Here is a 21,898-nt window from a genome sequence, read left to right as displayed (position 1 = left end):
TTGCATCGGCGGATCAGCCGCGGGCCGGCGTGACAACCGCTGCCGGCATCGAAGCGGGCGCCGCCGCAGCGGCGCGCGGTGCGGCCTTCGCACCGGTAACCGGGCCGGTTTGCGCGGCCGGCGCCGCGCCATGCGCGACCGACACGACCTTCACCGCCTCGCCGGCCGTTATCGAATCGCCCGGGTTGTCGATCACGCGATCGCTCGCGGCGAGCCCCGACACGATCTCGACGTGCGTGCCGAAATCGCGCCCGATCTGCACGGTCTTCAGCGCGGTGGTGCCGTTCGCGCCGACGGTCGCGACCGTCACGCCGTTCGGCCGGAACAGCAGCGCGCTGACGGGCAGCTCGAACGCGGGGGCCGCGCTCGGCACGAGCAGGTGCGCCTGCGCATACGCGCCGGGCATCAGCGCGCCGTCGGCGTTATCGACGTCGATCTCGACGCGCAGCGTGCGCGTGACCGGATCGATCGCGCCCGCGCTGCGCGCGACGCGGGCGGCGAAGCGCCGCGCCGGGTACTGCTGCGTGGTCAGGTAGACGGACGTGCCCGTCGTCACGCCGGCCGCGCTGTCCTGCGGCACGTCGACGAACACGCGCAGCGTGCCGGTCTGTTCGAGATGGAACAGCTCGCCGGACAGGCCGGGGCTGCCCGGCGTGCCGCCCGCGGTGACGAGCGTGCCGACGTCGACGTTGCGCGCGGTGATCACGCCGTCGAACGGCGCCGCGACCGATTCGTACGACACCAGCTCGGTCAGGTGCGCGACGTTCGCCTGCGCGGACGCCAGCATCGCGCGCTTCGCGTTCATGTCGGCGACCTTCGTGTCGGTGTCCTGCTGCGATACCGATTGCGTTTTCAGCATGTCCTGCCAGCGCTGCGCGGTCGATTTCGCGTAGTCGTAGTTCGCCTGCGCGGTCGCCGCGTCGGCGCGCGCCTGCCGCAACTGCGCATCGAGGTCGGGCGCGGTGATCTGCGCGAGCGTCTGCCCGGCCTTCACGTGCGCGCCGATGTCGGCGCTCCAGTGCGCGATATAACCGCTCGTGCGCGCATAGATCGACGCCTCGGCATACGGCATCACCGAGCCCGGCAGCGTCAGTGTCTGGTCGGCGGGCGCGGTGCCCGGCAGGATCACCGAGACCGGCAGCGCCTGCTGCGCGGCCACCTGCACGCGCTGCGCGGCGCGTGCGTCGACGCGCGGCACGATGCCGGCGGCCAGCAGTGCGGCGGCCGCCGCAAGCACGGCCAGTGGCACGGCGAGCTTGCGAGGGCGGCGGCGCGGCGAGGCTTCGGGTGTCGTGTCGTGCACGGTCGGCGGCGCCGTGTCCACTTCGGCGGCCGGTGCGGGGGCGAGGGGTTCGGTCGAGTCGTTCATGATGGGGTCGAGGTCGGGCGAGTCGAAGGGAATCGGCATGAAGCGGCGATCAGGACAGCGCCGGCGTGTCCTGCGCGCGGCGCGCGGCGGCCGCGTCGCGGCGCCGCTCGATCCACGCATGGACGAAGCCGAACAAGACGGGCACGAACAGCAGCGTCGACAGCGTGCCGAACGCGAGCCCGCCGATCACCGCGCGGCCGAGCGGCGCGTTCTGCTCGCCGCCGTCGCCGAGGCCGAGCGCCATCGGCAGCATGCCGATCAGCATCGCGAGCGCGGTCATCACGACCGGCCGGAAGCGGCTGAACCCCGCATCGAGCGCGGCCTGCCACGGCGGCGCGCCGCCCGCGATCAGCTCGCGCGCCGCGTTGACGACCAGAATGCTGTTCGCGGTCGCGATGCCGATGCACAGGATCATGCCGGTCAGCGCGGGCACCGACAGCGTCGTGCGCGTGACGAACAGCATCCATGCGATGCCGGCGAGCGACGCGGGCAGGCCGCCGACGATCACGAGCGGGTCGAGCCACGACTGGAAGTTGACGACCATCAGCAGGTAGACGAGTGCGATCGCGAGCGCGAGGCCGCCGAGCAGCCCGGCAAACGACTCGTGCATCGCCTGCACCTGGCCGCGCAGCACGATCGACGAACCGGGCGGCAACTGCGCGCGCGCGTCGTCGACGAGCTTCGTCACGTCGGCCGTGACGCCGCCGAGATCGCGCCCCTGCACCGACGCGAAGATGTCGAGTACCGGCTGCACGTTGTAGTGCGACACGACCGCCTGCTGCGTCGCGCGCGAGAAGCTGCCGAGCGCGCCGAGCAGGTTCTGCGCGGGTGCACCCGCGGCCGGGCCGCCGGCCGGCGTCTGCGGCGAACGGGCGGTGCCCGCGGGCAGCGGCACGTTCGCGAGCGCCTGCAGCGAATCGACCGAATACTGCGGCGTCTGCACCATCAGCGGATAACTGACGCCGTTGCGCGGGTCGAGCCAGAAGTTCGGCGTCGTCTGCGAACTGCCGGACAGTGCAATCAGCAGGTTCTGCGCGACGTCGCGCTGTTCGAGGCCGGCCTGGATCGCCTTGGTGCGGTCGACGTTCACGTTGATCGCCGGCTCGTCGCCGGGCTGCTGGATGCGCGCGTCGACGAGGCCGCGCACGCCGCGCAGCTTCGCGAGCAGCGCGTTCGCGACCACGCGGTTCTGGTCGAGCTTGTTGCCGACGATCTGGATGTCGATCGGCGCGGGCAGCCCGAAGTTGAGGATCTGGCTGACGATGTCGGCCGGCAGGAACGCGAACGTCACGCCGGGGAACGACTGCGCGAGCAGGTTGCGCAGCTTCGCGACATAAGCGGCGGTCGGCGCGTGGTTCGGCTTCAGCGTGATCATCACGTCGGCGTCCTCGGTGCCGATCGGGTCGGACGAGTCGTACGTGAGGTTGATCCCGCTCACCGGCACGCCGATGTTGTCGAGCACGCTCGCGATGTCGTTCGCGGGAATCACGTCGTGGATGCGCGCTTCGACCTCGTCGGTCAGGCGTGCGGTTTCCTCGATTCGCGTGCCGGTCGGCGCGCGCAGGTGCAGGCGGATTTCGCCGGTGTCGACCGACGGGAAGAAATCCTGCCCGGCGAATGCGAACAGGCCGGTCGACGCGGCGCACGCGAGCAGGAAGGCCGCCGCGAAACGGCGGCGGCGCGCGATCGCCGCCGACAGCAGCGCGCGATAGCGCAATCGTACGGCTTCGAAACGATGCTCGAACGCGGCCTGGAAACGCGCGATCCGTGCGAACACGCCGCGAGGCGGCTTGCCGTGCCCCTTCGCGCGCATCAGCGCCATCGCGAGCGTCGGCACCAGCGTGCGCGAGAAGAAATACGACGCGACCATCGCGAAGATCACCGCCTCGGCCATCGGCACGAACAGGTAGCGCGCGACGCCGGTCAGCAGGAACATCGGCACGAACACGATGCAGATCGACAGCGTCGACACGAAGGTCGGCACCGCGATCTCGCCCGCGCCGGTCAGGATCGCGTCTTCGAGCGGCGCGCCGCGTTCGAGGTGATGCGTGATGTTCTCGATCGCGACGGTTGCGTCGTCGACCAGGATCCCGACCGCGAGCGCGAGCCCGCCGAGCGTCATGATGTTGATCGTCTGGCCGAGCGCGGCGAGCGCGAGCAGCGATGTGAGTACCGCGAGCGGGATCGACACCGCGATGATCAGCGTCGCGCGCCAGCTGCCGAGGAACAGCAGGATCATCAGCGCGGTGAGGCACGCGGCGATCAGCGCCTCGCGCACGACGCCCTGGATCGCCGCTTTCACGAACACGGATTGATCGCCGAGCGCCGAGATGTGCAGCGCCTTCGGCAGGCCGGCCGCGATCTTCGGCAGCATCGCCTTGACCTGCTGGATGATCGTCAGCGTCGATGCGCTGCCGGTCTTCTCGACGGTCAGCAGCGCCGCGCGCTTGCCGTCGGCGCGCACGATGTTGGTCTGCGGTGCGTAACCGTCGCGGACATGCGCGACGTCGCGCACATACACGACGCTGCCGCCGATCGTCTTCACCGGCAGGTTGTTCAGCGCGGCGACCGTCTGCGTGCTGCCGTTCATCTGCACGTTGTATTCGCGCGTGCCGATTTTCGCGGTGCCGCCGGGCAGGATCAGGTTCTGCGCGTTGATCGCGTTCACCACGTCGATCGGCGCGAGCCCCTTCGCCTGCAGCGCGCGCGTGTCGAGATCGACGACGATCTGGCGGATCTTGCCGCCGAACGGCAGCGGCACGGCCGCGCCCTGGACGGTCGGGAGCTGCGTGCGGATGAAGCTGTTGCCGAGGTCGTACAGCTGCTGCTCGGCGAGCGTGTCGCTCGACAGTCCGAGCTGCAGGATCGGCACCGTCGACGCGTTGTACGTGATGATGTTCGGCGGCAGCGTGCCGGGCGGCAGGATCCGCAGGATCGACGCGGAATTGCTTGCGGCTTCCGCGATCGCGCGATTGATGTCCGCGCCGGGGTGGAAGAAGATCTTCACGACCGACACGCCGTTCAGCGACTGCGATTCGATGTGCTCGATGTCGTCGACGTCGGACGTGAGCGCGCGTTCGTAGTTCGACGTGATGCGCTTGGCCATGTCCTCGGCGGAGAAGCCGTTGTACGACCAGACGATGCTGACCACCGGAATGTCGATGTTCGGGAAGATGTCGGTCGGCGTGCGCAGCAGCGCGAGCGGTCCCGCGATGAAGATCAGCAGCGCGAGCACGACGAACGTATAGGGCCTGCGCAACGCCAGCCGGACGATCCACATGAGTTTGTTCCTCGAAGCAGGGCAGGGGCGCCGCATTCGATGCGACGAGCGTGCAGTCTGCCGGCGCCGCGTTGACCCGGCCCTGACTCGAAGATTACGAAGCTGTTATCTGCGTGCTGAGCCGCAGATTTCAGGATTGTCATGTGGCGGTCAGCGTCGTGCCGGCCGCGATGACCAGAATGAAGGTGTCGGGCGGCGAACCGCATCCGCGGTACCGCCGGCGGCGCATCGACGATGCGTCCTCATCGAACCGTTCCGGGAGTTTCATCATGAATCGCAAACTGATCGCAGCCACCGCGCTGCTCGCACTCGCAATCGGCACGCCGGTCGCCGCTTTCGCACAGACGTCGTCGTCGGACCTGACGCGCGCCGACGTGATCGCCCAGCTGGTCCAGGCGCAGCGTGACGGCACTGTGCCGACGTCGAACTGGGACTATCCGCCGAGCACGCAGACGATCTCGCGCAATGCCGAGCTGTATGCGATCGCGCACGGCGAGCCGGGTACCGCGACCGCGTCGACGTCCGTGCCGTCCGTCAATGCGCAGTAAAACGGGAGCCGGGCGATGAAGGTTCTTTCCCGACTGGCGATCGCCGCGCTGCTCGCGGCGGCGGTCGCTCCGGCCTTGGCGCGCGGGATGCCGCAACTGCCCGATGACGACGGCGGGCGCGCCAGCGTGTTACGCGAGTTGAATCCGACGCGGGTGAGTGGCGACACGCGAGCGCACGCTGCAAGCGTCGTTTCGAATCAGGATCGCGACACCGACAGGAAGGCGGTGGCATGCCGGAACTGAGCCGCGGCGACGGCCGTCATGCGTTCCGGTTTCGGCGTGGACCGGCGGACGCACACGCGGCATGCATGCAGCCGCGCGATCGTCCCGGGTTCAACGCGCGTCACGTATTCGGCGAAACCTCGGTCGCCGCAGGCACCACCACCGACACCGATTCGTCCGCCAGCGCCCACCGCTTCACGAGCCCAGCGATGACGAGCACGGCTACCGCACCCGTCAGCGGCGCAACCGCCATCATCGGGAGAATCTGGCCGAGCCCCAATCCCGCACTCAGGATGGCTGCGCCGGCAAACGCGCTGCCGATGGCGCCCAGCCGCCCGAACGCATGCATCCAGCTCAAGCCGGTGGAGCGCGCGACGGTCGGGTAGAAGCGCGCGGTCAACGCGTTCATCCCCGTATTGGTGCCGGGTATGAACCATCCCCACGCGAAGGCGAGCACCTGCAGCGCGCCGAACGTCGACTGCATCCCATGGACTGCCCAGAGCGACACGGCCGCCAGGCAAAAGCTCAGCGCGATCGTCCGGTATCGATCGAAGCGATCCATCAGCCAGCCGATCGCGATCGAGCCCAGCGCGCCGCCCCAGTTCAGGAAGCCGACCATGATTGCGCCCTGGGCACTCGTGTAGCCGGCCTCTTTCGCCATCGTCGGCAGCCAGTTGTAGAGCAGGTAGGTGACGAACAGCCCGACGAAATAACACAGCCAGATGAGGACCGTGCCGGCGACGTAGCGCTTCGACAGGATGGTGCCGATCGCGCCGCCTTTCACCCTGGGCTGGGCCGGCAGGAAGAACGACGTATCGGCCGGCACGCGCGTACGTCCGATCGCGGACAGAATCTTCGCGATCCGTTCGGGACGCTTGTTCTGAACCGTCAGGAATGCCACCGATTCCGGCAGCCAGCGCATCAGAAGCGGCACGCATACCACGGCCAGCGCGCCGCCGACCGTGAGCATCGTGCGCCATCCGTAGGCCGGAATGATCCAGGCCGCGATGAAGCCGCACAGTGCGGCGCCCACCGTGAAGCCGCTGTACACGATCGTCACGAGGAACGAACGCCGGCGTTCCGGCACGTACTCGGACCACAGCGTCACGACGTTCGGCATCACGGCGCCGAGGCCGAGCCCGGTGACGAACCGGATCGGCAGCATCGTTGCGAGCGACGTGGCGTGCGCGGTGGCCAGCGTCCCGAGGCCGATGATCAGCACGCTGGCGACCAGCACGCGTTTGCGCCCGAACCGGTCGGCAATCGGCCCGCCGAGCAGCGCACCGGCCGCCAGACCGAACAGCGCGGCGCTCAGTACCGGCGCCAGCGCGTTCTTGGTGACGCCCCATTCCTTGATCAGTTCGGGGACGACGAAGCCGATGATGACGGTATCCCAGCCGTCCAGCGAGATCACGACGAACGTGAGGAACCCGACCAGCCACTGAAACGGGCTGACCGCGCGCGCGTCGATGAATTCACGGACATTGATGGAACTTCCTGCTGCCGGCATGGCTGTCTCCTGCGATGGGCACCGGGCCCTTGTATGGCGTCGGTCGGACCCCGACGCGATGCCCCGCAGTGTTGGATCGCCGAAATTCCGCGTCCAACAAGAAATTCCGTTTGCGCCGACAAGGAAACGTTATCGGTCTGCCTGGCTCGCTGGCTGCCCGGGCATGCCGTCGCCCAGTTTTTCCAGCAGAAACTCGGCGAAGAGCGCGACAGCCTGCGGCAGCGGCGGGCGGCTCGTATAGACGAGCTGCAGCCCGAGGCCGGTGCTCGAGCGTTGATAGGAGGGCAATACCCGCACGAGTTTTCCCTGCTCGATCGCCGGTTCGGCGAGCAACTGCGGCAGCAGCGCGATCCCGAGCCCGGCGACGCACGCCTGCACCACCACGCGCATGTCGTTCACCGAGAAGCGGCCATCGATTGCGATTTCCTGAGTACCGCGCGGCCCCTGCAGGCGCCACATGCTGCGGCCCTGGCGGCTGGAAACCGTCAGGCAATCGTGTTCGGCGAGATCGCGCGGCGTGCGCGGCGCGGCGCGCCGTGCCAGATACGCGGGGCTGGCCGCGAGGATCATCGTGCCCGGCGCGATCCGGCGCACGCGGAAGCTGCCGCCGGTCTCGATCCCCATCCGCAGCGCGAGGTCGATGCGCTCGCCGATCAGGTCGGCCGGCGTATCGTCGAGCAGGAAGTCGATGCTGATCTGCGGATAACGCGCATAGAACTCGGCCAGCCATTCGAGCCGGAAGAATTCGAACAGGCCGGCCATCGCGGTCACGCGAACCGTGCCGGACGGCTCCTGCTCGTCCGCATGCATTCGCTCGATCTCGAAGATCCGGTCGAGTGCGGGCGCATAGCGCTCGAACAGCGTCTGGCCCTCCGTGCTCGGCGCGAGCTTGCGGGTCGAGCGATGCAGCAGGCGTGTGCCGAGTTGCCCTTCGAGCTGGTCGATGCGCCGGCTCAGCGTATTGGCCGGCATGCGCAGGCGTCGCGCGGCCTCCGAGAAGCTGCCGGCGCGGACGACCTGGACGAACAGCGCGAGATCATTCAGATCGAGCATCGGATTCCTCCAAAAATGGATTAATCAAATCCTATTTATCCGTCTAGTGTAAAGCAGCTTCAGTCTCCATACTCGTATCACGCTACCGACGAACACCTGACGTCCCAAGGAGATTGAATTGAACAAGCATCTGACGATCGTGGCAGGCGCACTCGCCGCATCGCTGTCGTTTTCCGCATTCGCGGCCGCGTCGACGTACCAGCTCGATCCGGACCATACGTACCCGAGCTTCGAGGCCGATCACATCGGCGGCCTGTCGGTCTGGCGCGGCAAGTTCGACAAATCGAGCGGCACCGTGACGCTCGACCGCGCGGCCAAGACGGGCACCGTCGAAGTGACGACCGCCATTGCGTCGGTGCATACAGGCAGCACGAAGCTCGACCAGGACCTGCAATCGAACCAGTTCTTCGATGCGTCGAAGTTCCCGGACGCGACCTACAAGGGTGCGATCACGTTCAACGGCGACAAGCCGGCGACGGTCGTCGGCAATCTCACGATGCATGGCGTGACGCGGCCGCTGACGCTGAAGATCGATTCGTTCAAGTGCATGCCGCATCCGATGCTCAAGCGCGAAGTGTGCGGCGTCGATGCGGTGGGCGAGTTCGATCGCAGCGAGTTCGGCGTCGATTTCGGCAAGACGTACGGCTTCAGCATGAAGACGCGCCTGCTGATCACGGCCGAAGCCCTCAAGCAATAAGCCCTTTCGGAGAACCCTCATGAAACTGCTGCATATCGATTCCAGCATCCTCGGCCAAGGCTCGGTCAGCCGTGAACTGTCGGCGGAAGCCGTCGCGACTTTCCGTGGCCGCAACCCGGGCCTCACGGTGACGCGCCTCGATCTCGCCGCCACGCCGATCGGCCATCTGACGGCCGACCATCTCGCCGCCGCGCAAGGCGCGCCGATCGACGACGCGCTGAAGGCGGACGTCGAGATCGGCCAGCGCGCGCTCGACGAATTTCTCGCGGCCGACATCGTGGTCGTCGGCGCACCGATGTACAACTTCGGTATTGCGTCGCAGCTGAAGGCGTGGATCGACCGCATCTCCGTCGCCGGCAAGACGTTCCGCTACGGCGAGAACGGGCCGATCGGTCTGTGCGTCGGCAAGAAGCTGGTCGTCGCGTCGTCGCGCGGCGGCGTGTACAGCGAGGGCTCGCCGACGGCCGCGTTCGATCATCAGGAAACCTATCTGAAAGCGGCGTTCGGCTTCCTCGGCATCACGGACATCACGTTCATTCGCGCGGAAGGCGTGGCGATGGGGCAGGACAAGCGCAGCGGCGCCATCGCATCGGCGAAGGAAGCGGCGGCTGCGCTCGCGGCCTGACGCAACGCGCCGGATACCAGCTACTGGAGAACCACCATGTCGAATGCCACGCAACCCGCAGTCGCCGTCGCCGAGCGTCACGTCGTGTTCCGTACGCGCGGCCACGCGCACGGGCCGGTCGTGCGGATGGCGAGCCCGTCCGACGTCGGCGAGATGATCAAGCCGTTCGTCTTTCTCGACCTGATCGATACGCAGGCGCCGCTGGGGCAGCCGGCCTTCGGCTGGCATCCGCATTCGGGGATCGCGACGCTGACGCTCGCGATCGACGGACGCGGCACGTATGCCGAATCCACCGGCCACGCAGGCACGATGGAGGCGGGCGACATCGAATGGATGAGCGCCGGGCGCGGCGTCTGGCACACAGGCACCGTCGTGCCACCGGTCAAGGCGTTCCAGTTGTGGGTCGCGCTGCCGCCCGGGCGCGAGCTGGCGCCGGCGTTCAGCCAGCACCTGTCGATCGACGACATCCCGTCGGACGGCCCGGCACGCGTGCTGCTCGGCCGCAGCGGCGACGCGGTCAGCCCGATCGATGCGCCGCCGGGCATCAACTACTTCGTCGTGACCCTCAAGGCCGGCGAGCGCTGGACCTGCCAGCCGCAGCAGGGCGCGCGGGTCGGCTGGACGGCCGTGATGGATGGCAGCCTGCTTACGCCGGACCCGGTCGGGCAGGGCGAGCTGGCGGTGTTCGACCCGTCCGACGCCGCGATCGAATTCGACGCGGTGACCGACGTGCGCTTCGTGGTGGGTACGGCCATCCCGCATCCGCACGATCTCCATCTGGGCAACTACTCGGTGCACACGAGCGCGGCCGCGCTGGTGGAGGGCGAGCGTGAAATCGTGCGCATCGGCCACGAACTGCGCGCCAAGGGTGCGTTGCGCTGATCCGGCAGAAGCCGTTTCATGACGACGCAGGGTATCGACGAGGGCAAGCGCTGGCTTGCTCTCGTCGTGCTGTGCCCGGGCATGCCGATGATCGTGCCGTCCGCCGCCTCCTCTGAATCTGAAGCAGACCCCAATCTCCCTTTCTGTCGCCGCCCACCGGGACTCCGCTCACGGAATCGTGACGCGGCGCGCCCGGCGTTGCCGCCACGCCGGGCTTCCCCGCGCATTAGTGTTTATACGTATGCCGGTTCGGATATCGCTCCCGTCCAAGATTTCATTGGAAGGTTATCGGACTTGTTCCTAGACTGATGCGGGGCATGCAGACCGGGCCGGCCGGACGCACCGGCCAGCGCCGCCCCGAACCGCGTCCGCGCCAAGCAGAACCAGAACAGCGCCGCGGCATACAACGACATCATCGGAGACGGACCATGACATTCATCAGGAAGCTGGCGGCCGGTGCGATCGTCGCCGCGGCGACGGTACTGGCGCCGAGCGCGTTCGCCCAGCAAAAGCCGATCACGCTCGGGTTCTCGCAAGTAGGCGCGGAGAGCGCGTGGCGCACCGCGAACACCGTGTCGGTGAAGGGCGCGGCGAAGGACGCCGGCATCAACCTGAAATTCTCGGACGCGCAGCAGAAGCAGGAGAACCAGATCCGTGCGATCCGCTCGTTCATCGCGCAGAAGGTCGACGTGATCGCGTTCTCGCCGGTCGTCGAATCGGGCTGGGAGCCGGTGCTGACCGAGGCGAAGGCCGCGCACATCCCGGTGATCCTGACCGACCGCGGCGTCGACGTGAAGGATCCGTCGCTGTACGTGACGATGATCGGCTCGGACTTCCTCGAGGAAGGGCGGCGTGCCGGCCACTGGATGGAAGAGCACTACAAGAACGACGCGGGCCCGATCAACATCGTCGAGCTGCAGGGCACGGTCGGCTCGGCGCCGGCCAACGATCGCCGCGCGGGCCTGCTCGAAGTGATCAAGAACAATCCGAAATTCAAGGTGATCGCGTCGCAGAGCGGCGACTTCACGCTCGCCGGCGGCAAGCAGGTGATGGAAGCGTTCGCGAAGACCTACGGCAAGCAGATCAACGTCGTCTATGCGCACAACGACGACATGGCGCTCGGCGCGATCCAGGCGATGGAAGAGGCCGGCATCAAGCCCGGCAAGGACGTGAGCGTCGTGTCGTTCGATGCGACCAAGGGCGGCTTCCAGGCGATGGTCGCCGGCAAGATCAACGTCGACGTCGAATGCAGTCCGCTGCTCGGCCCGCAACTGATGAGCGCGGTGAAGGACGTCGTCGCCGGCAAGCAGTTGCCCAAGCGCATCGTGACGAACGAGACCGTGTTCCCGATGAGCGTCGCGGCGCAGGTGATGCCGACCCGCAAATACTGACCTGGCCCGCATGGGCGGCGGCGTCGCAGCCGCCGCCGGCAACCGCTTCGATGGAGGGTTGATGACGAATCCGCCGGTGGTCGAGATGATCGACATCGACAAGTCGTTTCCGGGCGTCAGCGCGCTGCAGCGCGTGAGCTTCCGGCTGTTTCCGGGCGAGATCCACGCGCTGATGGGCCAGAACGGCGCGGGCAAGTCGACGCTGATCAACGTGCTCACCGGCGTGCATGCGCACGATGCGGGCGAGATTCGCGTCGGCGGCGAGGTGGTGCGCTTCGCCGCGCCGCGCGAGGCCGAGGCGGCCGGGATCCAGACGCTCTATCAGGAAGTGAACCTGTGCGCGAACCTGTCGGTCGCGGAGAACATCTTCGCGGGCCGGCAGCCGATGCGGCGCGGCGCGATCGACTGGAACGCGATCCATGCACGGGCGCGCGCCGCACTGGCCGAACTCGACCTGTCGCTCGACGTCACGCGCTCGCTCGACGCGTATCCGATCGCGGTGCAGCAGATGGTCGCGATCGCGCGCGCGGTGTCGGTCGATGCGCGTGTGCTGATTCTCGACGAACCGACGTCGAGCCTCGACGACGGCGAGGTCGCGCGGCTGTTCGACGTGCTGCGCCGGCTGAAGGCGTCGGGCATCGCGATCCTGTTCGTCACGCATTTCCTTGAACAGACCTACGCGGTGTCCGACCGGATCACCGTGATGCGCAATGGCGAGCGCGAAGGCGAATATCTGGCGCGCGACCTGCCGGTCGACACGCTGGTCGCGAAGATGACGGGCCGCGAACGCATGTCGGACACGCTGCAGGCGGGTGCCGCCGCGGTCGAGCGGACCGCCGGCACGGCCGCGCCGTTCCTGTCGCTGCAGCAGGTCGGTCGGCGCGGGATGATGAGTCCGCTCGATCTCGACGTGCGGCCCGGCGAGATCGTCGGGCTGGCCGGGCTGCTCGGCTCGGGGCGCACCGAAACCGCGCAACTCGCGTTCGCCGCGGAGCGCACCGACACCGGCGCGATCGAGATCGACGGCACGCGCAAGCGGCTCGCGTCGCCGCATGATGCGGTCCGGCACGGGATCGCGTATTGCCCGGAAGACCGCAAGAAGGAGGGCATCGTCGCCGCGCTGTCGATCCGCGAGAACATCATTCTCGCGCTGCAGGCGCGGCGCGGCTGGTGGCGGCTGATCGGGCGCGCGCGTCAGCGCGAGATCGCCGACACGTATATCGCGCGGCTCGGCATCAAGGCGCGCGACGCGGAGCAGCCGATCGGGCTGCTGTCGGGCGGCAACCAGCAGAAGGTGCTGCTCGCGCGCTGGCTCGCGACCGATCCGAAGCTGCTGATTCTCGACGAGCCGACCCGCGGCATCGACGTCGCCGCGAAGTTCGACATCATGGAGCGCGTGCTCGCGCTGTGCGCGACCGGGCTCGCGATCCTGTTCATCTCGTCGGAGATCGGCGAGGTCGTGCGCGTGAGCCACCGGATCGCGGTGCTGCGCGACCGGCGCAAGGTCGCCGAACTGACCGGTGCCGACGCGTCCGAAGAGCAGGTTTACCGGCTGATCGCGGGAGGCCAGTCATGATGCGTGTGCGCACGCTGTTTCGTCATCCGCTCGCGTGGCCGGTGCTGACGCTCGCGCTGCTGTTCGCGCTCGACGTCGCGCATCGTCCGGGCTTCCTGGCGATTTCACTGCTCGACGGCCACCTGTTCGGCGCGCCGATCGACATCCTGAACCGCGCGGCACCGCTCGTGATCGTGTCGCTCGGCATGACGCTCGTGATCGCGACGCGCGGGATCGACATCTCGGTCGGCGCGATCGTCGCGATCGCCGGTGCGGCCGCGGCAATCGTGCTCGATGCGGACCCGTCGCGGGTCGGCGTGGCGCTGGCCGCGGCGCTCGGTGTCGGGCTGCTCGCGGGCGCATGGAATGGCCTGCTGGTCGCGTTCGTCGGGATGCAGCCGATCATCGCGACGCTGATCCTGATGGTGGCCGGGCGCGGCGTCGCGCAGCTGCTGACGGGCGGCCAGATCATTCCGATCGGCGCGCCCGGCTACCTCGCGCTCGGCGGCGGGTATCTGGCGACGGTGCCGTGCTCGGTGTGGATCGCGGTCGCGACGATCGCCGCGACCGTGCTGCTGGTGAACCGCACGGCGCTCGGGCTGTTCATCCGCGCGATCGGCGTGAACCCGGTCGCGACGCGGCTCGTCGGGCTGCGCTCGGGCGCGGTCGTGTTCGGCGTGTATCTGTGTTCCGGCGTGATGTCGGCGCTCGCCGGCATCCTCGCGAGCTCGAACGTGCGCAGCGCCGACGGCAACAACGCGGGGCTGCTGCTCGAACTCGACGCGATCCTCGCGGTGACGCTCGGCGGCACGTCGCTGCTCGGCGGCCGCTTCAGTCTCGCCGGTTCGGTGCTCGGCGCGCTGATCATCCAGACCTTGACCTACACGACCTATTCGATCGGCGTGCCGCCGGAGGCGACGCTGGTCGTCAAGGCGGTCGTCGTGATCGTCGTGACGCTGATCCAGTCGGACGCGGCGCGTGCGCTCGTCGTCCGGCACGCGTCGCGGCTGCTGCCTTCCGCGCGTTCGCGCGCCACCCCCGGAGCGACACCGCGATGAACCGATTCCTTGGCCGGCTCGCCGACCCGCGCACGCTGCCGATCGTCGTGACGATCGTGCTGTTCGCCGCGCTGTTCGGTTTCGGGTCCGTGATGTACACGGGATTCTTCTCGATGCAGGTGCTGACCGGGCTGTTCGTCGACAACGCGTTCCTGCTGATCGTCGCGATCGGGATGACGTTTGTGATCGTGTCGGGCGGCATCGACCTGTCGGTTGGCTCGGTCGTTGCACTGACAACGATATTCTGCGCGGTCGGCGCCGAGCGGCTGCACTGGCCCGTGTGGGTGATCGTGCCGCTGGTGCTGGCGTTCGGCGCGCTGTACGGCGCGGCGATGGGCGCGCTGATCCATTACTTCCGGCTGCAGCCGTTCATCGTCACGCTGGCCGGGATGTTTCTCGCACGCGGCGCGTGTTTCCTGATCACGACGCAGTCGATCACGATCAACGAGCCGACGTTTCATGCGATCGCGGGCATCAGCGTGCCGGTCGGCGGCGGCACGCTGAGCGCGGGCGCGCTGGTCGCGCTCGCGACGCTGGCCGTCGCGATCTACGTCGCGCATTTCACGCGCTTCGGGCGCAACGTGTACGCGATCGGCGGCAACGAACGCTCGGCGCTGCTGATGGGGCTGCCGGTCGCGCGCACGAAGATCGGCGTCTATGCGTTGAGCGGGCTGTGTTCGGCGCTCGGCGGCGTGGTGTTCACGCTGTACGTGCTGTCGGGCTACGGGCTGCAGGCGCAAGGGATGGAACTCGACGCGATCGCCGCGACCGTGATCGGCGGCACGCTGCTCACGGGCGGCGTGGGTTACGTGATCGGCTCGGTGTTCGGGGTCGGCATCCTCGGCACGATCCAGGTGCTGATCACGTTCGACGGCACGTTGAGCTCGTGGTGGACGCGGATCGTGATCGGCGCGCTGCTGTGCGTGTTCTGCGTGCTGCAGCGGGTCATCGAGCGGCATGCGGCGCGGCGGCGCACCGGTGGCACGGGGCTCGACCCGCAACGACCGAAGCGCGACACCGCGCGCGTGCGGCCGGCCGAGCCGGGCGAGGACGCGGCACTCGTATCGACGATGCGGCGCGTGTAGTGGATCGCACGACGCGCGCTGCGCCGTGCCGAACGACGGCGCAGCGGCGCGACCGGTGCTTGCCGCGGGTGCCTGTCGAAGGCGGCCGGCGCGCGCGTTACGCGCGAACGGCTACGCGGTACAGCGTGGTCTGCCGATAGACGTTGCCCGGCTGCAGGATGACGTCGTCGCACAGGCAGGCCATGTTGACCTGATCCGGAAAGCCGCCGGCTTCGACGCACAACGCCGCATGTCGCGCGCAACGCGTGCCGCCGCTCACGCGCACGTCGTCGAGATAGTTGCCCGTATAGAGTTGCAGGCCGCGCTGATCGGTCGACACGATCAGCTCGCGGCCGCTTTCCGGATCGTAGATGCCGGCGACGGGCCGGACCGCGCGCGCGCCGTCGCGCAGCACGAAGCAGTGATCGAAGCCGCGCGCCCGCGCGAGTTGCGCATGCGGCCAGTCGAGGCGTGCGCCGAGCGGCGCGCTCTGCCGAAAATCGAAGGCCGTGCCGGTCACGTCGGCGGTGCCGGTCGGGATCAGCGCGTCGTCGACTTCGAGGAACGCGTCGGCGTCGATGCTCAGCACGTGGCCGCGCACGTCGCTGCCCGCGCGGCCGCTGAGGTTGAAATAGCTGTGATTCGTCAGGTTCAGCGGCGTGCGCGCGTCGGTGACGCCGGTGTAGTCGATCGTCAGCGTGCCGTCGTCGTCGAGCGTGTAGCGAACCAGCACGCTCACGTTGCCCGGAAAACCCGCGTCGCCTTCCGGCGAATCGAGCCGCAGCGTCAGCCCGCCGCAGTCGTCGACGACTTCCCAGCGCTGGCGGTGAAAGCCGCTCGCGCCGCCGTGCAGCAGGTTGCCGTTCTCGTTGCGATCGAGCAGGTAGTCGACCCCGTCGAGCGTGAAGCGCGCGCCGGCGATCCGGTTCGCCCAGCGGCCGATCGTCGCGCCGAGGTAGACACCCGATTCGAGGTATTCCGCGGGCGTGTCGTGCGCGAGCACGATATCGGCGAAGCGTCCGGTGCGGTCGGGCGCGAGCCACGACACGACGGTCGCGCCGAGGTCGCTGACGACGACGCGCATCCCGTGCGCGTTGCGCAGCGTGTAGCGCCGCACCGGTTCGCCGTCGGGCAGCGTGCCCCACGGCTCGGAGGACACGCGGGCGACGCCGGGCGTCAGGCGGGGGGAATCGGTATCGATGTGCATGGGTGGATTCGAGGTGAACGGCGAGCTTCAGTGCGCGGCGACCGCGCGTTCCTGGTATTCGCGCGGTGTGCAGCCCAGCTCGCGCCGGAACACCGCGTACATGTATTGGAGCGACGTGAACCCGCAGCGGATCGCGACTTCGGCGCTCGACGCCTGCCTGCCCGCGAGCAGCGTCTGCGCCGCTTCGAGTTTGTGGCGCAGGATTTCCTGGTGCACGGTGCGCTGCAGTTCGCGCCGGAAGTGCTCTTCGAGCAGCGAGCGCGACACGCCGACGTAGTCCGCCACCTGCTCGGTCTTGATGCCTTGGCACGCGTACTGGCGAATGAAGTGGCGTGCGCGCATCACGTACGGACTCGTGAGCGGCTGGTGGCGGGTCGATTCGAGCACGTTGATCCCGACGGGCGGCACGAGAATCCGCCGGTCGGGAAAACGCGCGCCGCGCAGCATCTGGTGCAGCAGGTGCGCGGCGGTACGGCCCATTTCCTCGGTGCCCTGGATCACGGACGACAGCGGAATGCGCGTGAGCGTGCGTGTGAGCGGGTCGTTGTCGATGCCGATGATCGCGACCTGTTCCGGCACCGCGAGGCCGGCGATCAGGCACGCCTGCAGCAGGTGCCGCGCGCGCGCGTCGGTCACCGCGATGACGCCGACAGGCTTCGGCAGCGCATGCAGCCAGCCGATCAGCTGCTCGATCGCGTGGTTCCACCCCGACGCGCTCGTCGACAGCCCGCGGTAGATCGCCGCATCGGCGCCGTCCGCGTGCGAGAGCCGCTCGAACGCGCGTTCTCGCTGCTGCGCCCAGCGGTTCTCCTGCGCGACCGGCAGGCTGTACATCGCGAAGTGTGGCAGCCCGGCGCCGATCAGGTGCGTGTACGCGAGCGACACGAGCTTTGCGTTGTCGGTCGCGATATACGGCACGTCGTCCGGATACTGCGCGGGATCCTCGTACGACGAGCCGACCGCGACGATCGGCAGCGGCGAGCCGGCAAGCGCGTCGGCGACGGCCGGATCGTCGAAGTCCGCGATGATGCCGTCGCCGTCGAAGCGCTCGATGCCGGCGAGCCGGCAGCGGAAGTCGTCTTCGAGGAACAGGTCCCAGACCACACGCGTCGAGCGCAGGTACTGGCCGATGCCGCTGATGATCTCGCGGTCGTAGACCTTGTTGGCGTTGAACAGCAGCGCGATGCGGTGCGGCGTCTGGGTGGAAGGGGCGCGATTCATCTCGGTCTCGAAGCGCGCGCCGACCATGGCGTCGCGTCGTTGTCTCCGGGCGCGCGGGCCAGGCCGCGCGGCTGTCTGATCTGTCTGGTGTCCGGCGATTGTAGGACGGAACACGTGCCGTGCGCAGCGCACTGGCAAGAAACGTTAAGCGTGCTGCGCAATTTCGCAATTGCGGGTGCCGGGGCGTGCGGGCACGATCCAGCCAGATCGAATTCGGCTCGCACGCCACCGCGATGCGCGCCGCACTGCAACAAGAAACCGGACGGAGACGCCATGTCGTATTTCGAACATATTCCCGCGATTCGCTACGAAGGTCCGCAGTCGGACAATCCGTTGGCCTACCGGTATTACGACCGCACGAAGCAGGTGCTCGGCAAGACGCTCGAGGAACACCTGCGGATCGCGGTGTGCTACTGGCACACGTTCGTGTGGCCCGGCCACGACATCTTCGGCCAGGGCGCGTTCCGACGGCCGTGGCAGCAGCCGGGCGACCCGCTCGAGCGGGCGCGGCAGAAGGCCGATGCGGCATTCGAATTCTTCACGAAGCTCGGCACGCCGTTCTATACGTTCCACGACACCGACGTGTCGCCGGAGGGCGATAGCCTGCGCGAGTACGTCGAGCACTTCGCGCGGATGACCGACTACCTGGGCGAGCGTCAACAGGCGACGGGCGTCCGGCTGCTGTGGGGCACCGCGAACCTGTTCTCGCATCCGCGCTTCGCGGCGGGCGCGGCGACCAACCCGAACCCCGACGTATTCGCGTGGGCGGCCACCCAGGTGCGCCACGCGCTCGATGCGACGCATCGGCTCGGCGGCGAGAACTACGTGCTGTGGGGCGGCCGCGAAGGGTACGAGACGCTGCTCAATACCGATCTCGTGCGCGAGCGCGAGCAGTTCGCCCGCTTCCTGTCGATGGTCGTCGAGCACAAGCACCGGATCGGCTTCAACGGCGCGCTGCTGATCGAGCCCAAGCCGCAGGAGCCGACCAAGCACCAGTACGACTACGACGTCGCGACCGTGCACGGTTTCCTCACGCAATACGGATTGCAGAACGAGATCCGCGTGAATATCGAAGCGAACCACGCGACGCTCGCCGGTCACTCGTTTCATCACGAGATCGCGAACGCGTTCGCGCTCGATGTGTTCGGCAGCGTCGATGCGAATCGCGGCGATGCGCAGAACGGCTGGGATACCGACCAGTTCCCGAACAGCGTCGAGGAGCTGACCCTCGCGTTCTACGAGATCCTGCGCCATGGCGGCTTTACCACCGGCGGCATGAACTTCGACGCGAAGGTGCGGCGCCAGAGCGTCGATCCGGAAGACCTGTTCTACGGCCATGTCGGCGCGATCGACGTGCTCGCGCTGGCCGTCGAGCGCGCGGCCGTGCTGGTCGAGAACGACCGGCTCGACGCGCTGCGCCGGCAGCGCTACGCGCAGTGGGACAGTGCATTCGGCCGCGAGATCCTGTCGGGCGGCTACACGCTGGAGTCGCTCGCCGCCGACGCGCTGGCGCGCGGCGTGAACCCGCAGCATGCAAGCGGCGCGCAGGAGCGGCTCGAGAACATCGTGAACCAGGCGATCTACGGGCTGCGCTGACACCATGGTTATCGGACTCGATCTCGGCACGTCGGGCGTGAAGGCCGTGCTGCTCGACCGCGACGGGGCGGTGCGCGCCAGCGCGAGCCGGCCGCTGGCGGTGAGCCGGCCGCGGCCGCGCTGGTCCGAACAGGCGCCGCGCGATTGGTGGGACGCGGCGTGCGGCGCGCTGGCGGCGCTCGTCGCCGACGCGCGCGCGGCCGGCATCGATCCGCGCGACGTCGACGCGCTCGGCCTGACCGGGCAGATGCACGGCGCGACGCTGCTCGATGCACGCGGCGACGTGCTGCGCCCCGCGATCCTGTGGAACGACGGTCGCGCGGACGCCGAGTGCGCGGAGCTCGAGCGGCTGGCGCCCACGCTGCGCGCCGTCGCCGGCAACCTCGCGATGCCGGGTTTCACCGCGCCGAAGCTGCTGTGGGTGCGCCGGCACGAGCCGGACGTGTTCGCGCGCATCGCCCACGTGCTGTTGCCGAAGGACTATCTGCGCTACCGGCTGACCGGCGTGTTCGCGACCGATCCGTCGGATGCCGCCGGCACGCTGTGGCTCGATGTCGCGAAGCGCGACTACGACGACACGCTGCTCGCCGCGTGCGGGCTGTCGCGCGCGCAGGTGCCCGCCGTGTTCGAGGGCAACCGCATCACCGGCACGCTGCAGCCGGCGGTCGCGCGTGCGCTGGGGCTGCGCGACATTCCGGTCGTCGCGGGCGGCGGCGACAACGCGGCCGGTGCGGTCGGTGTCGGCATCGTGCGGCCCGGCGATGCGCTGCTGTCGCTCGGCACGTCGGGCGTTTATTTCGCGGTGTCGGACGGTTTTCGCGCGAATCCGGAATCGGCGGTCCACAGCTTCTGTCACGCATTGCCGCGCACCTGGCACCTGATGTCGGTGATGCTGAATGCGGCCGGCTGCATCGATTTCACCGCGCAACTGGCCGGCTACGACGGCGTCGCGACGCTGCTCGCCGACGCCGAGGCGAACGCGCGCGCGGATCGTCCGTGGTTCCTGCCTTATCTGAGCGGCGAGCGCACGCCGCACAACGACGTGAATGCGAAAGGCGTGTTCTACGGGCTGACGCCCGACACGCAGCGCGCGGATCTCGCGAACGCGACGCTCGAGGGCGTCGGCTTCGCGCTGCTCGACGGGATCGACGCGCTGCATGCGGCCGGGCTCGCACCCGACGGCATCACGGTGATCGGCGGCGGTTCGCGCAGCGCGTACTGGACACAGATGCTCGCCGACCTGAGCGGCCGCGCGCTGACCTTGCGCGCGGGCGGCGAAGTCGGGCCGGCGCTCGGTGCCGCGCGGCTCGCGCATCTCGCGCTCGAACCGGATGCGCCGCTCGACGCGGTGTGCCCGCAGCCGCCCGTGGTGGCCGTGCGCGAACCCGACATGGCGCGCCACGCGTGGTATCGCGACGTGAGGCGGCCGACGTTTCGCGCGCTGTATCGCGCGCTCGAACCGGTGTTTGCGGCGGGCGCGGGTCACGCCGCATGAAGCCGTGCCGTGCGGTGGCAAGACGATGGGCGAGCTGCTTCGGTGGCTGCCCCGCGTTCGTGTAGTAGTCCAATAAAGACAGGAGTGGAGACATGAAATCCGTAACGCGTCGTACCGTATTGAGTGCGCTGGCAGGCGCCGCTACGTTGGCGGCTCTCACGCTTGGCGCGCCGCTCGCGCATGCGAGCAAGGACAAGCCGGAAATCGGCTTCTGCATCGACGACCTGCGCGTCGAGCGCTGGTCGCGCGACCGCGACTATTTCGTGGCCGCCGCCACGCAGCTCGGCGCGAAAGTGTCCGTGCAGTCCGCGGACGCGAGCGAGGCGCGGCAGATCTCGCAGATCGAGAACCTGATCTCGCGCGGCGTGGACGTGATCGTGATCGTGCCGTTCAATTCGAAGACGCTCGGCAACGTCGTCGCCGAAGCGCGCAAGGCGGGCATCAAGGTGGTGTCGTACGACCGGCTGATCCTGGACGCCGACGTCGATGCGTATATCTCGTTCGACAACGAGAAGGTCGGCGAGCTGCAGGCGCAGGGTGTCTACGACGCGAAGCCGAAGGGCAACTATTTCCTGCTCGGCGGCGCGCCGACCGACAACAACGCGAAGATGCTGCGCGAAGGACAGCTGAAGGTGCTGAAGCCGGCGATCGATCGCGGCGACATCAAGCTCGTCGGCCAGCAGTGGGTGCCTGAATGGAGCGCGTCGACCGCGCTGCGGATCGTCGAGGATGCGCTGACCGCGAACAACAACAAGATCGATGCGATCGTCGCGTCGAACGACGGCACCGCGGGCGGCGCGATCCAGGCGCTCGCCGCGCAGCATCTGGCCGGCAAGGTGCCGGTGTCCGGGCAGGATGCGGACCTCGCGGCGGTCAAGCGCGTGATCGCCGGCACGCAGACGATGACCGTCTACAAGCCGCTGAAGCTGATCGCGAGCGAAGCGGCCAAGCTCGCGGTGGACCTCGCGAAGGGCACGAAGCCCGCGTTCAACGCGCAATACGACAACGGCAGGAAGAAGGTCGACACGGTGCTGCTGCAGCCGACGCTGCTGACCAAGCGCAACGTCGACATCGTCGTGAAGGACGGCTTCTATACCCAGGCGCAGCTGGCGAGCCAGTAACGGC

At 68.4% G+C, this 21,898-nt stretch carries 18 protein-coding genes; 12 read left to right on the top strand and 6 right to left on the bottom strand.

Translation table 11 applies throughout. From position 1 onward, the window contains the following. Nucleotides 1-13: 13 nt before the first annotated feature. Nucleotides 14-1,369 (bottom strand): efflux RND transporter periplasmic adaptor subunit, encoded by a 1,356-nt coding sequence (locus ACN22W_RS34985; RefSeq protein ID WP_419690600.1) that lies wholly within the window; start codon nucleotides 1,367-1,369, stop codon nucleotides 14-16. A 49-nt stretch (nucleotides 1,370-1,418) separates the two neighbouring features. After that, a complete protein-coding gene (locus ACN22W_RS34980) occupies nucleotides 1,419-4,649 on the bottom strand; it encodes an efflux RND transporter permease subunit (RefSeq protein ID WP_419690599.1) in 3,231 nt (1,076 codons plus the stop codon). Nucleotides 4,650-4,918: 269 nt separating this feature from the next. Between ACN22W_RS34980 and ACN22W_RS34975 the strand changes: the two genes are divergently transcribed. After that, nucleotides 4,919-5,197, top strand: coding sequence for a DUF4148 domain-containing protein (locus ACN22W_RS34975; RefSeq protein WP_419690598.1), 279 nt, complete (start codon nucleotides 4,919-4,921; stop codon nucleotides 5,195-5,197). A gap of 15 nt (nucleotides 5,198-5,212) precedes the next feature. Further along, nucleotides 5,213-5,440 (top strand): hypothetical protein, encoded by a 228-nt coding sequence (locus tag ACN22W_RS34970; RefSeq protein ID WP_419690597.1) that lies wholly within the window; start codon nucleotides 5,213-5,215, stop codon nucleotides 5,438-5,440. A 100-nt stretch (nucleotides 5,441-5,540) separates the two neighbouring features. Here ACN22W_RS34970 and ACN22W_RS34965 read toward each other — a convergent pair whose 3' ends face one another. Together ACN22W_RS34965 and ACN22W_RS34960 are read right to left on the bottom strand one after the other, a co-directional pair. Continuing rightward, nucleotides 5,541-6,929: an MFS transporter gene (locus ACN22W_RS34965; protein WP_419690596.1), complete on the bottom strand. Its 1,389-nt coding sequence runs from the start codon at nucleotides 6,927-6,929 to the stop codon at nucleotides 5,541-5,543. Between the two features lie 129 nt (nucleotides 6,930-7,058). Next, nucleotides 7,059-7,982, bottom strand: coding sequence for a LysR family transcriptional regulator (locus tag ACN22W_RS34960; protein ID WP_419690595.1), 924 nt, complete (start codon nucleotides 7,980-7,982; stop codon nucleotides 7,059-7,061). A 118-nt stretch (nucleotides 7,983-8,100) separates the two neighbouring features. Between ACN22W_RS34960 and ACN22W_RS34955 the strand changes: the two genes are divergently transcribed. The 7 genes from ACN22W_RS34955 to yjfF all read left to right on the top strand — a co-directional run bounded on the left by ACN22W_RS34955 (nucleotide 8,101) and on the right by yjfF (nucleotide 15,275). Next, nucleotides 8,101-8,679: a YceI family protein gene (locus tag ACN22W_RS34955; RefSeq protein WP_129518350.1), complete on the top strand. Its 579-nt coding sequence runs from the start codon at nucleotides 8,101-8,103 to the stop codon at nucleotides 8,677-8,679. 19 nt (nucleotides 8,680-8,698) lie between these two features. Beyond that, nucleotides 8,699-9,304 carry an FMN-dependent NADH-azoreductase gene (locus ACN22W_RS34950; RefSeq protein ID WP_419690594.1) on the top strand — a complete coding sequence of 202 codons (606 nt, stop codon included), beginning with the start codon at nucleotides 8,699-8,701 and terminating at the stop codon, nucleotides 9,302-9,304. Nucleotides 9,305-9,340: 36 nt separating this feature from the next. Then, nucleotides 9,341-10,186: a pirin family protein gene (locus ACN22W_RS34945; protein ID WP_193102533.1), complete on the top strand. Its 846-nt coding sequence runs from the start codon at nucleotides 9,341-9,343 to the stop codon at nucleotides 10,184-10,186. Nucleotides 10,187-10,614: 428 nt separating this feature from the next. Further along, nucleotides 10,615-11,577, top strand: coding sequence for an ABC transporter substrate-binding protein (locus tag ACN22W_RS34940; RefSeq protein ID WP_419690593.1), 963 nt, complete (start codon nucleotides 10,615-10,617; stop codon nucleotides 11,575-11,577). 61 nt (nucleotides 11,578-11,638) lie between these two features. Beyond that, nucleotides 11,639-13,153, top strand: coding sequence for a sugar ABC transporter ATP-binding protein (locus tag ACN22W_RS34935; RefSeq protein WP_419690592.1), 1,515 nt, complete (start codon nucleotides 11,639-11,641; stop codon nucleotides 13,151-13,153). Then, entirely contained in the window at nucleotides 13,150-14,190 is a 1,041-nt protein-coding gene (locus tag ACN22W_RS34930) for an ABC transporter permease (protein WP_419690591.1), read from the top strand. Before ACN22W_RS34935 ends, ACN22W_RS34930 begins: the two co-directional genes overlap by 4 nt. Continuing rightward, nucleotides 14,187-15,275 carry a galactofuranose ABC transporter, permease protein YjfF gene (gene yjfF, locus ACN22W_RS34925; protein ID WP_419690590.1) on the top strand — a complete coding sequence of 363 codons (1,089 nt, stop codon included), beginning with the start codon at nucleotides 14,187-14,189 and terminating at the stop codon, nucleotides 15,273-15,275. Before ACN22W_RS34930 ends, yjfF begins: the two co-directional genes overlap by 4 nt. A gap of 97 nt (nucleotides 15,276-15,372) precedes the next feature. On the opposite strand, the gene ACN22W_RS34920 is transcribed toward yjfF, so the two are convergent. Both ACN22W_RS34920 and ACN22W_RS34915 read right to left on the bottom strand, forming a co-directional pair. Further along, on the bottom strand, nucleotides 15,373-16,461 hold the full coding sequence (locus ACN22W_RS34920) for an aldose epimerase family protein (protein WP_419690589.1): 1,089 nt from the start codon (nucleotides 16,459-16,461) through the stop codon (nucleotides 15,373-15,375). Nucleotides 16,462-16,488: 27 nt separating this feature from the next. Continuing rightward, entirely contained in the window at nucleotides 16,489-17,682 is a 1,194-nt protein-coding gene (locus ACN22W_RS34915) for a XylR family transcriptional regulator (RefSeq protein WP_419690588.1), read from the bottom strand. 273 nt (nucleotides 17,683-17,955) lie between these two features. Here ACN22W_RS34915 and xylA point away from each other — a divergent pair, with 273 nt between their 5' ends. From xylA to xylF, 3 genes are all read left to right on the top strand, one after another. Beyond that, nucleotides 17,956-19,278, top strand: coding sequence for a xylose isomerase (xylA, locus tag ACN22W_RS34910; RefSeq protein ID WP_419690587.1), 1,323 nt, complete (start codon nucleotides 17,956-17,958; stop codon nucleotides 19,276-19,278). Between the two features lie 4 nt (nucleotides 19,279-19,282). Further along, the gene (xylB, locus tag ACN22W_RS34905) at nucleotides 19,283-20,773 is read left to right on the top strand and encodes a xylulokinase (protein ID WP_419690586.1); all 1,491 of its coding nucleotides are present in this window, start codon (nucleotides 19,283-19,285) and stop codon (nucleotides 20,771-20,773) included. A gap of 92 nt (nucleotides 20,774-20,865) precedes the next feature. Then, the gene (xylF, locus tag ACN22W_RS34900) at nucleotides 20,866-21,894 is read left to right on the top strand and encodes a D-xylose ABC transporter substrate-binding protein (RefSeq protein WP_419690585.1); all 1,029 of its coding nucleotides are present in this window, start codon (nucleotides 20,866-20,868) and stop codon (nucleotides 21,892-21,894) included. Nucleotides 21,895-21,898 lie beyond the last annotated feature (4 nt).

This window comes from Burkholderia theae, assembly GCF_048565265.1.
GTDB lineage: Bacteria > Pseudomonadota > Gammaproteobacteria > Burkholderiales > Burkholderiaceae > Burkholderia > Burkholderia theae.
This window is presented reverse-complemented; position numbering and strand designations above follow the sequence as displayed.

Excerpts from the sequence above, each read along its gene's own strand:
- ACN22W_RS34965 (WP_419690596.1), bottom strand. The coding sequence starts at position 6,929 with ATGCCGGCAGCAGGAAGTTCCATCAATGTCCGTGAATTCATCGACGCG.
- ACN22W_RS34920 (WP_419690589.1), bottom strand. The coding sequence starts at position 16,461 with ATGCACATCGATACCGATTCCCCCCGCCTGACGCCCGGCGTCGCCCGC.
- ACN22W_RS34960 (WP_419690595.1), bottom strand. The coding sequence starts at position 7,982 with ATGCTCGATCTGAATGATCTCGCGCTGTTCGTCCAGGTCGTCCGCGCC.
- ACN22W_RS34915 (WP_419690588.1), bottom strand. The coding sequence starts at position 17,682 with ATGAATCGCGCCCCTTCCACCCAGACGCCGCACCGCATCGCGCTGCTG.
- ACN22W_RS34970 (WP_419690597.1), top strand. The coding sequence starts at position 5,213 with ATGAAGGTTCTTTCCCGACTGGCGATCGCCGCGCTGCTCGCGGCGGCG.
- ACN22W_RS34945 (WP_193102533.1), top strand. The coding sequence starts at position 9,341 with ATGTCGAATGCCACGCAACCCGCAGTCGCCGTCGCCGAGCGTCACGTC.
- xylF (WP_419690585.1), top strand. The coding sequence starts at position 20,866 with ATGAAATCCGTAACGCGTCGTACCGTATTGAGTGCGCTGGCAGGCGCC.
- yjfF (WP_419690590.1), top strand. The coding sequence starts at position 14,187 with ATGAACCGATTCCTTGGCCGGCTCGCCGACCCGCGCACGCTGCCGATC.
- ACN22W_RS34940 (WP_419690593.1), top strand. The coding sequence starts at position 10,615 with ATGACATTCATCAGGAAGCTGGCGGCCGGTGCGATCGTCGCCGCGGCG.
- ACN22W_RS34975 (WP_419690598.1), top strand. The coding sequence starts at position 4,919 with ATGAATCGCAAACTGATCGCAGCCACCGCGCTGCTCGCACTCGCAATC.
- xylA (WP_419690587.1), top strand. The coding sequence starts at position 17,956 with ATGTCGTATTTCGAACATATTCCCGCGATTCGCTACGAAGGTCCGCAG.
- ACN22W_RS34980 (WP_419690599.1), bottom strand. The coding sequence starts at position 4,649 with ATGTGGATCGTCCGGCTGGCGTTGCGCAGGCCCTATACGTTCGTCGTG.
- ACN22W_RS34930 (WP_419690591.1), top strand. The coding sequence starts at position 13,150 with ATGATGCGTGTGCGCACGCTGTTTCGTCATCCGCTCGCGTGGCCGGTG.
- ACN22W_RS34935 (WP_419690592.1), top strand. The coding sequence starts at position 11,639 with ATGACGAATCCGCCGGTGGTCGAGATGATCGACATCGACAAGTCGTTT.
- xylB (WP_419690586.1), top strand. The coding sequence starts at position 19,283 with ATGGTTATCGGACTCGATCTCGGCACGTCGGGCGTGAAGGCCGTGCTG.
- ACN22W_RS34950 (WP_419690594.1), top strand. The coding sequence starts at position 8,699 with ATGAAACTGCTGCATATCGATTCCAGCATCCTCGGCCAAGGCTCGGTC.
- ACN22W_RS34985 (WP_419690600.1), bottom strand. The coding sequence starts at position 1,369 with ATGAACGACTCGACCGAACCCCTCGCCCCCGCACCGGCCGCCGAAGTG.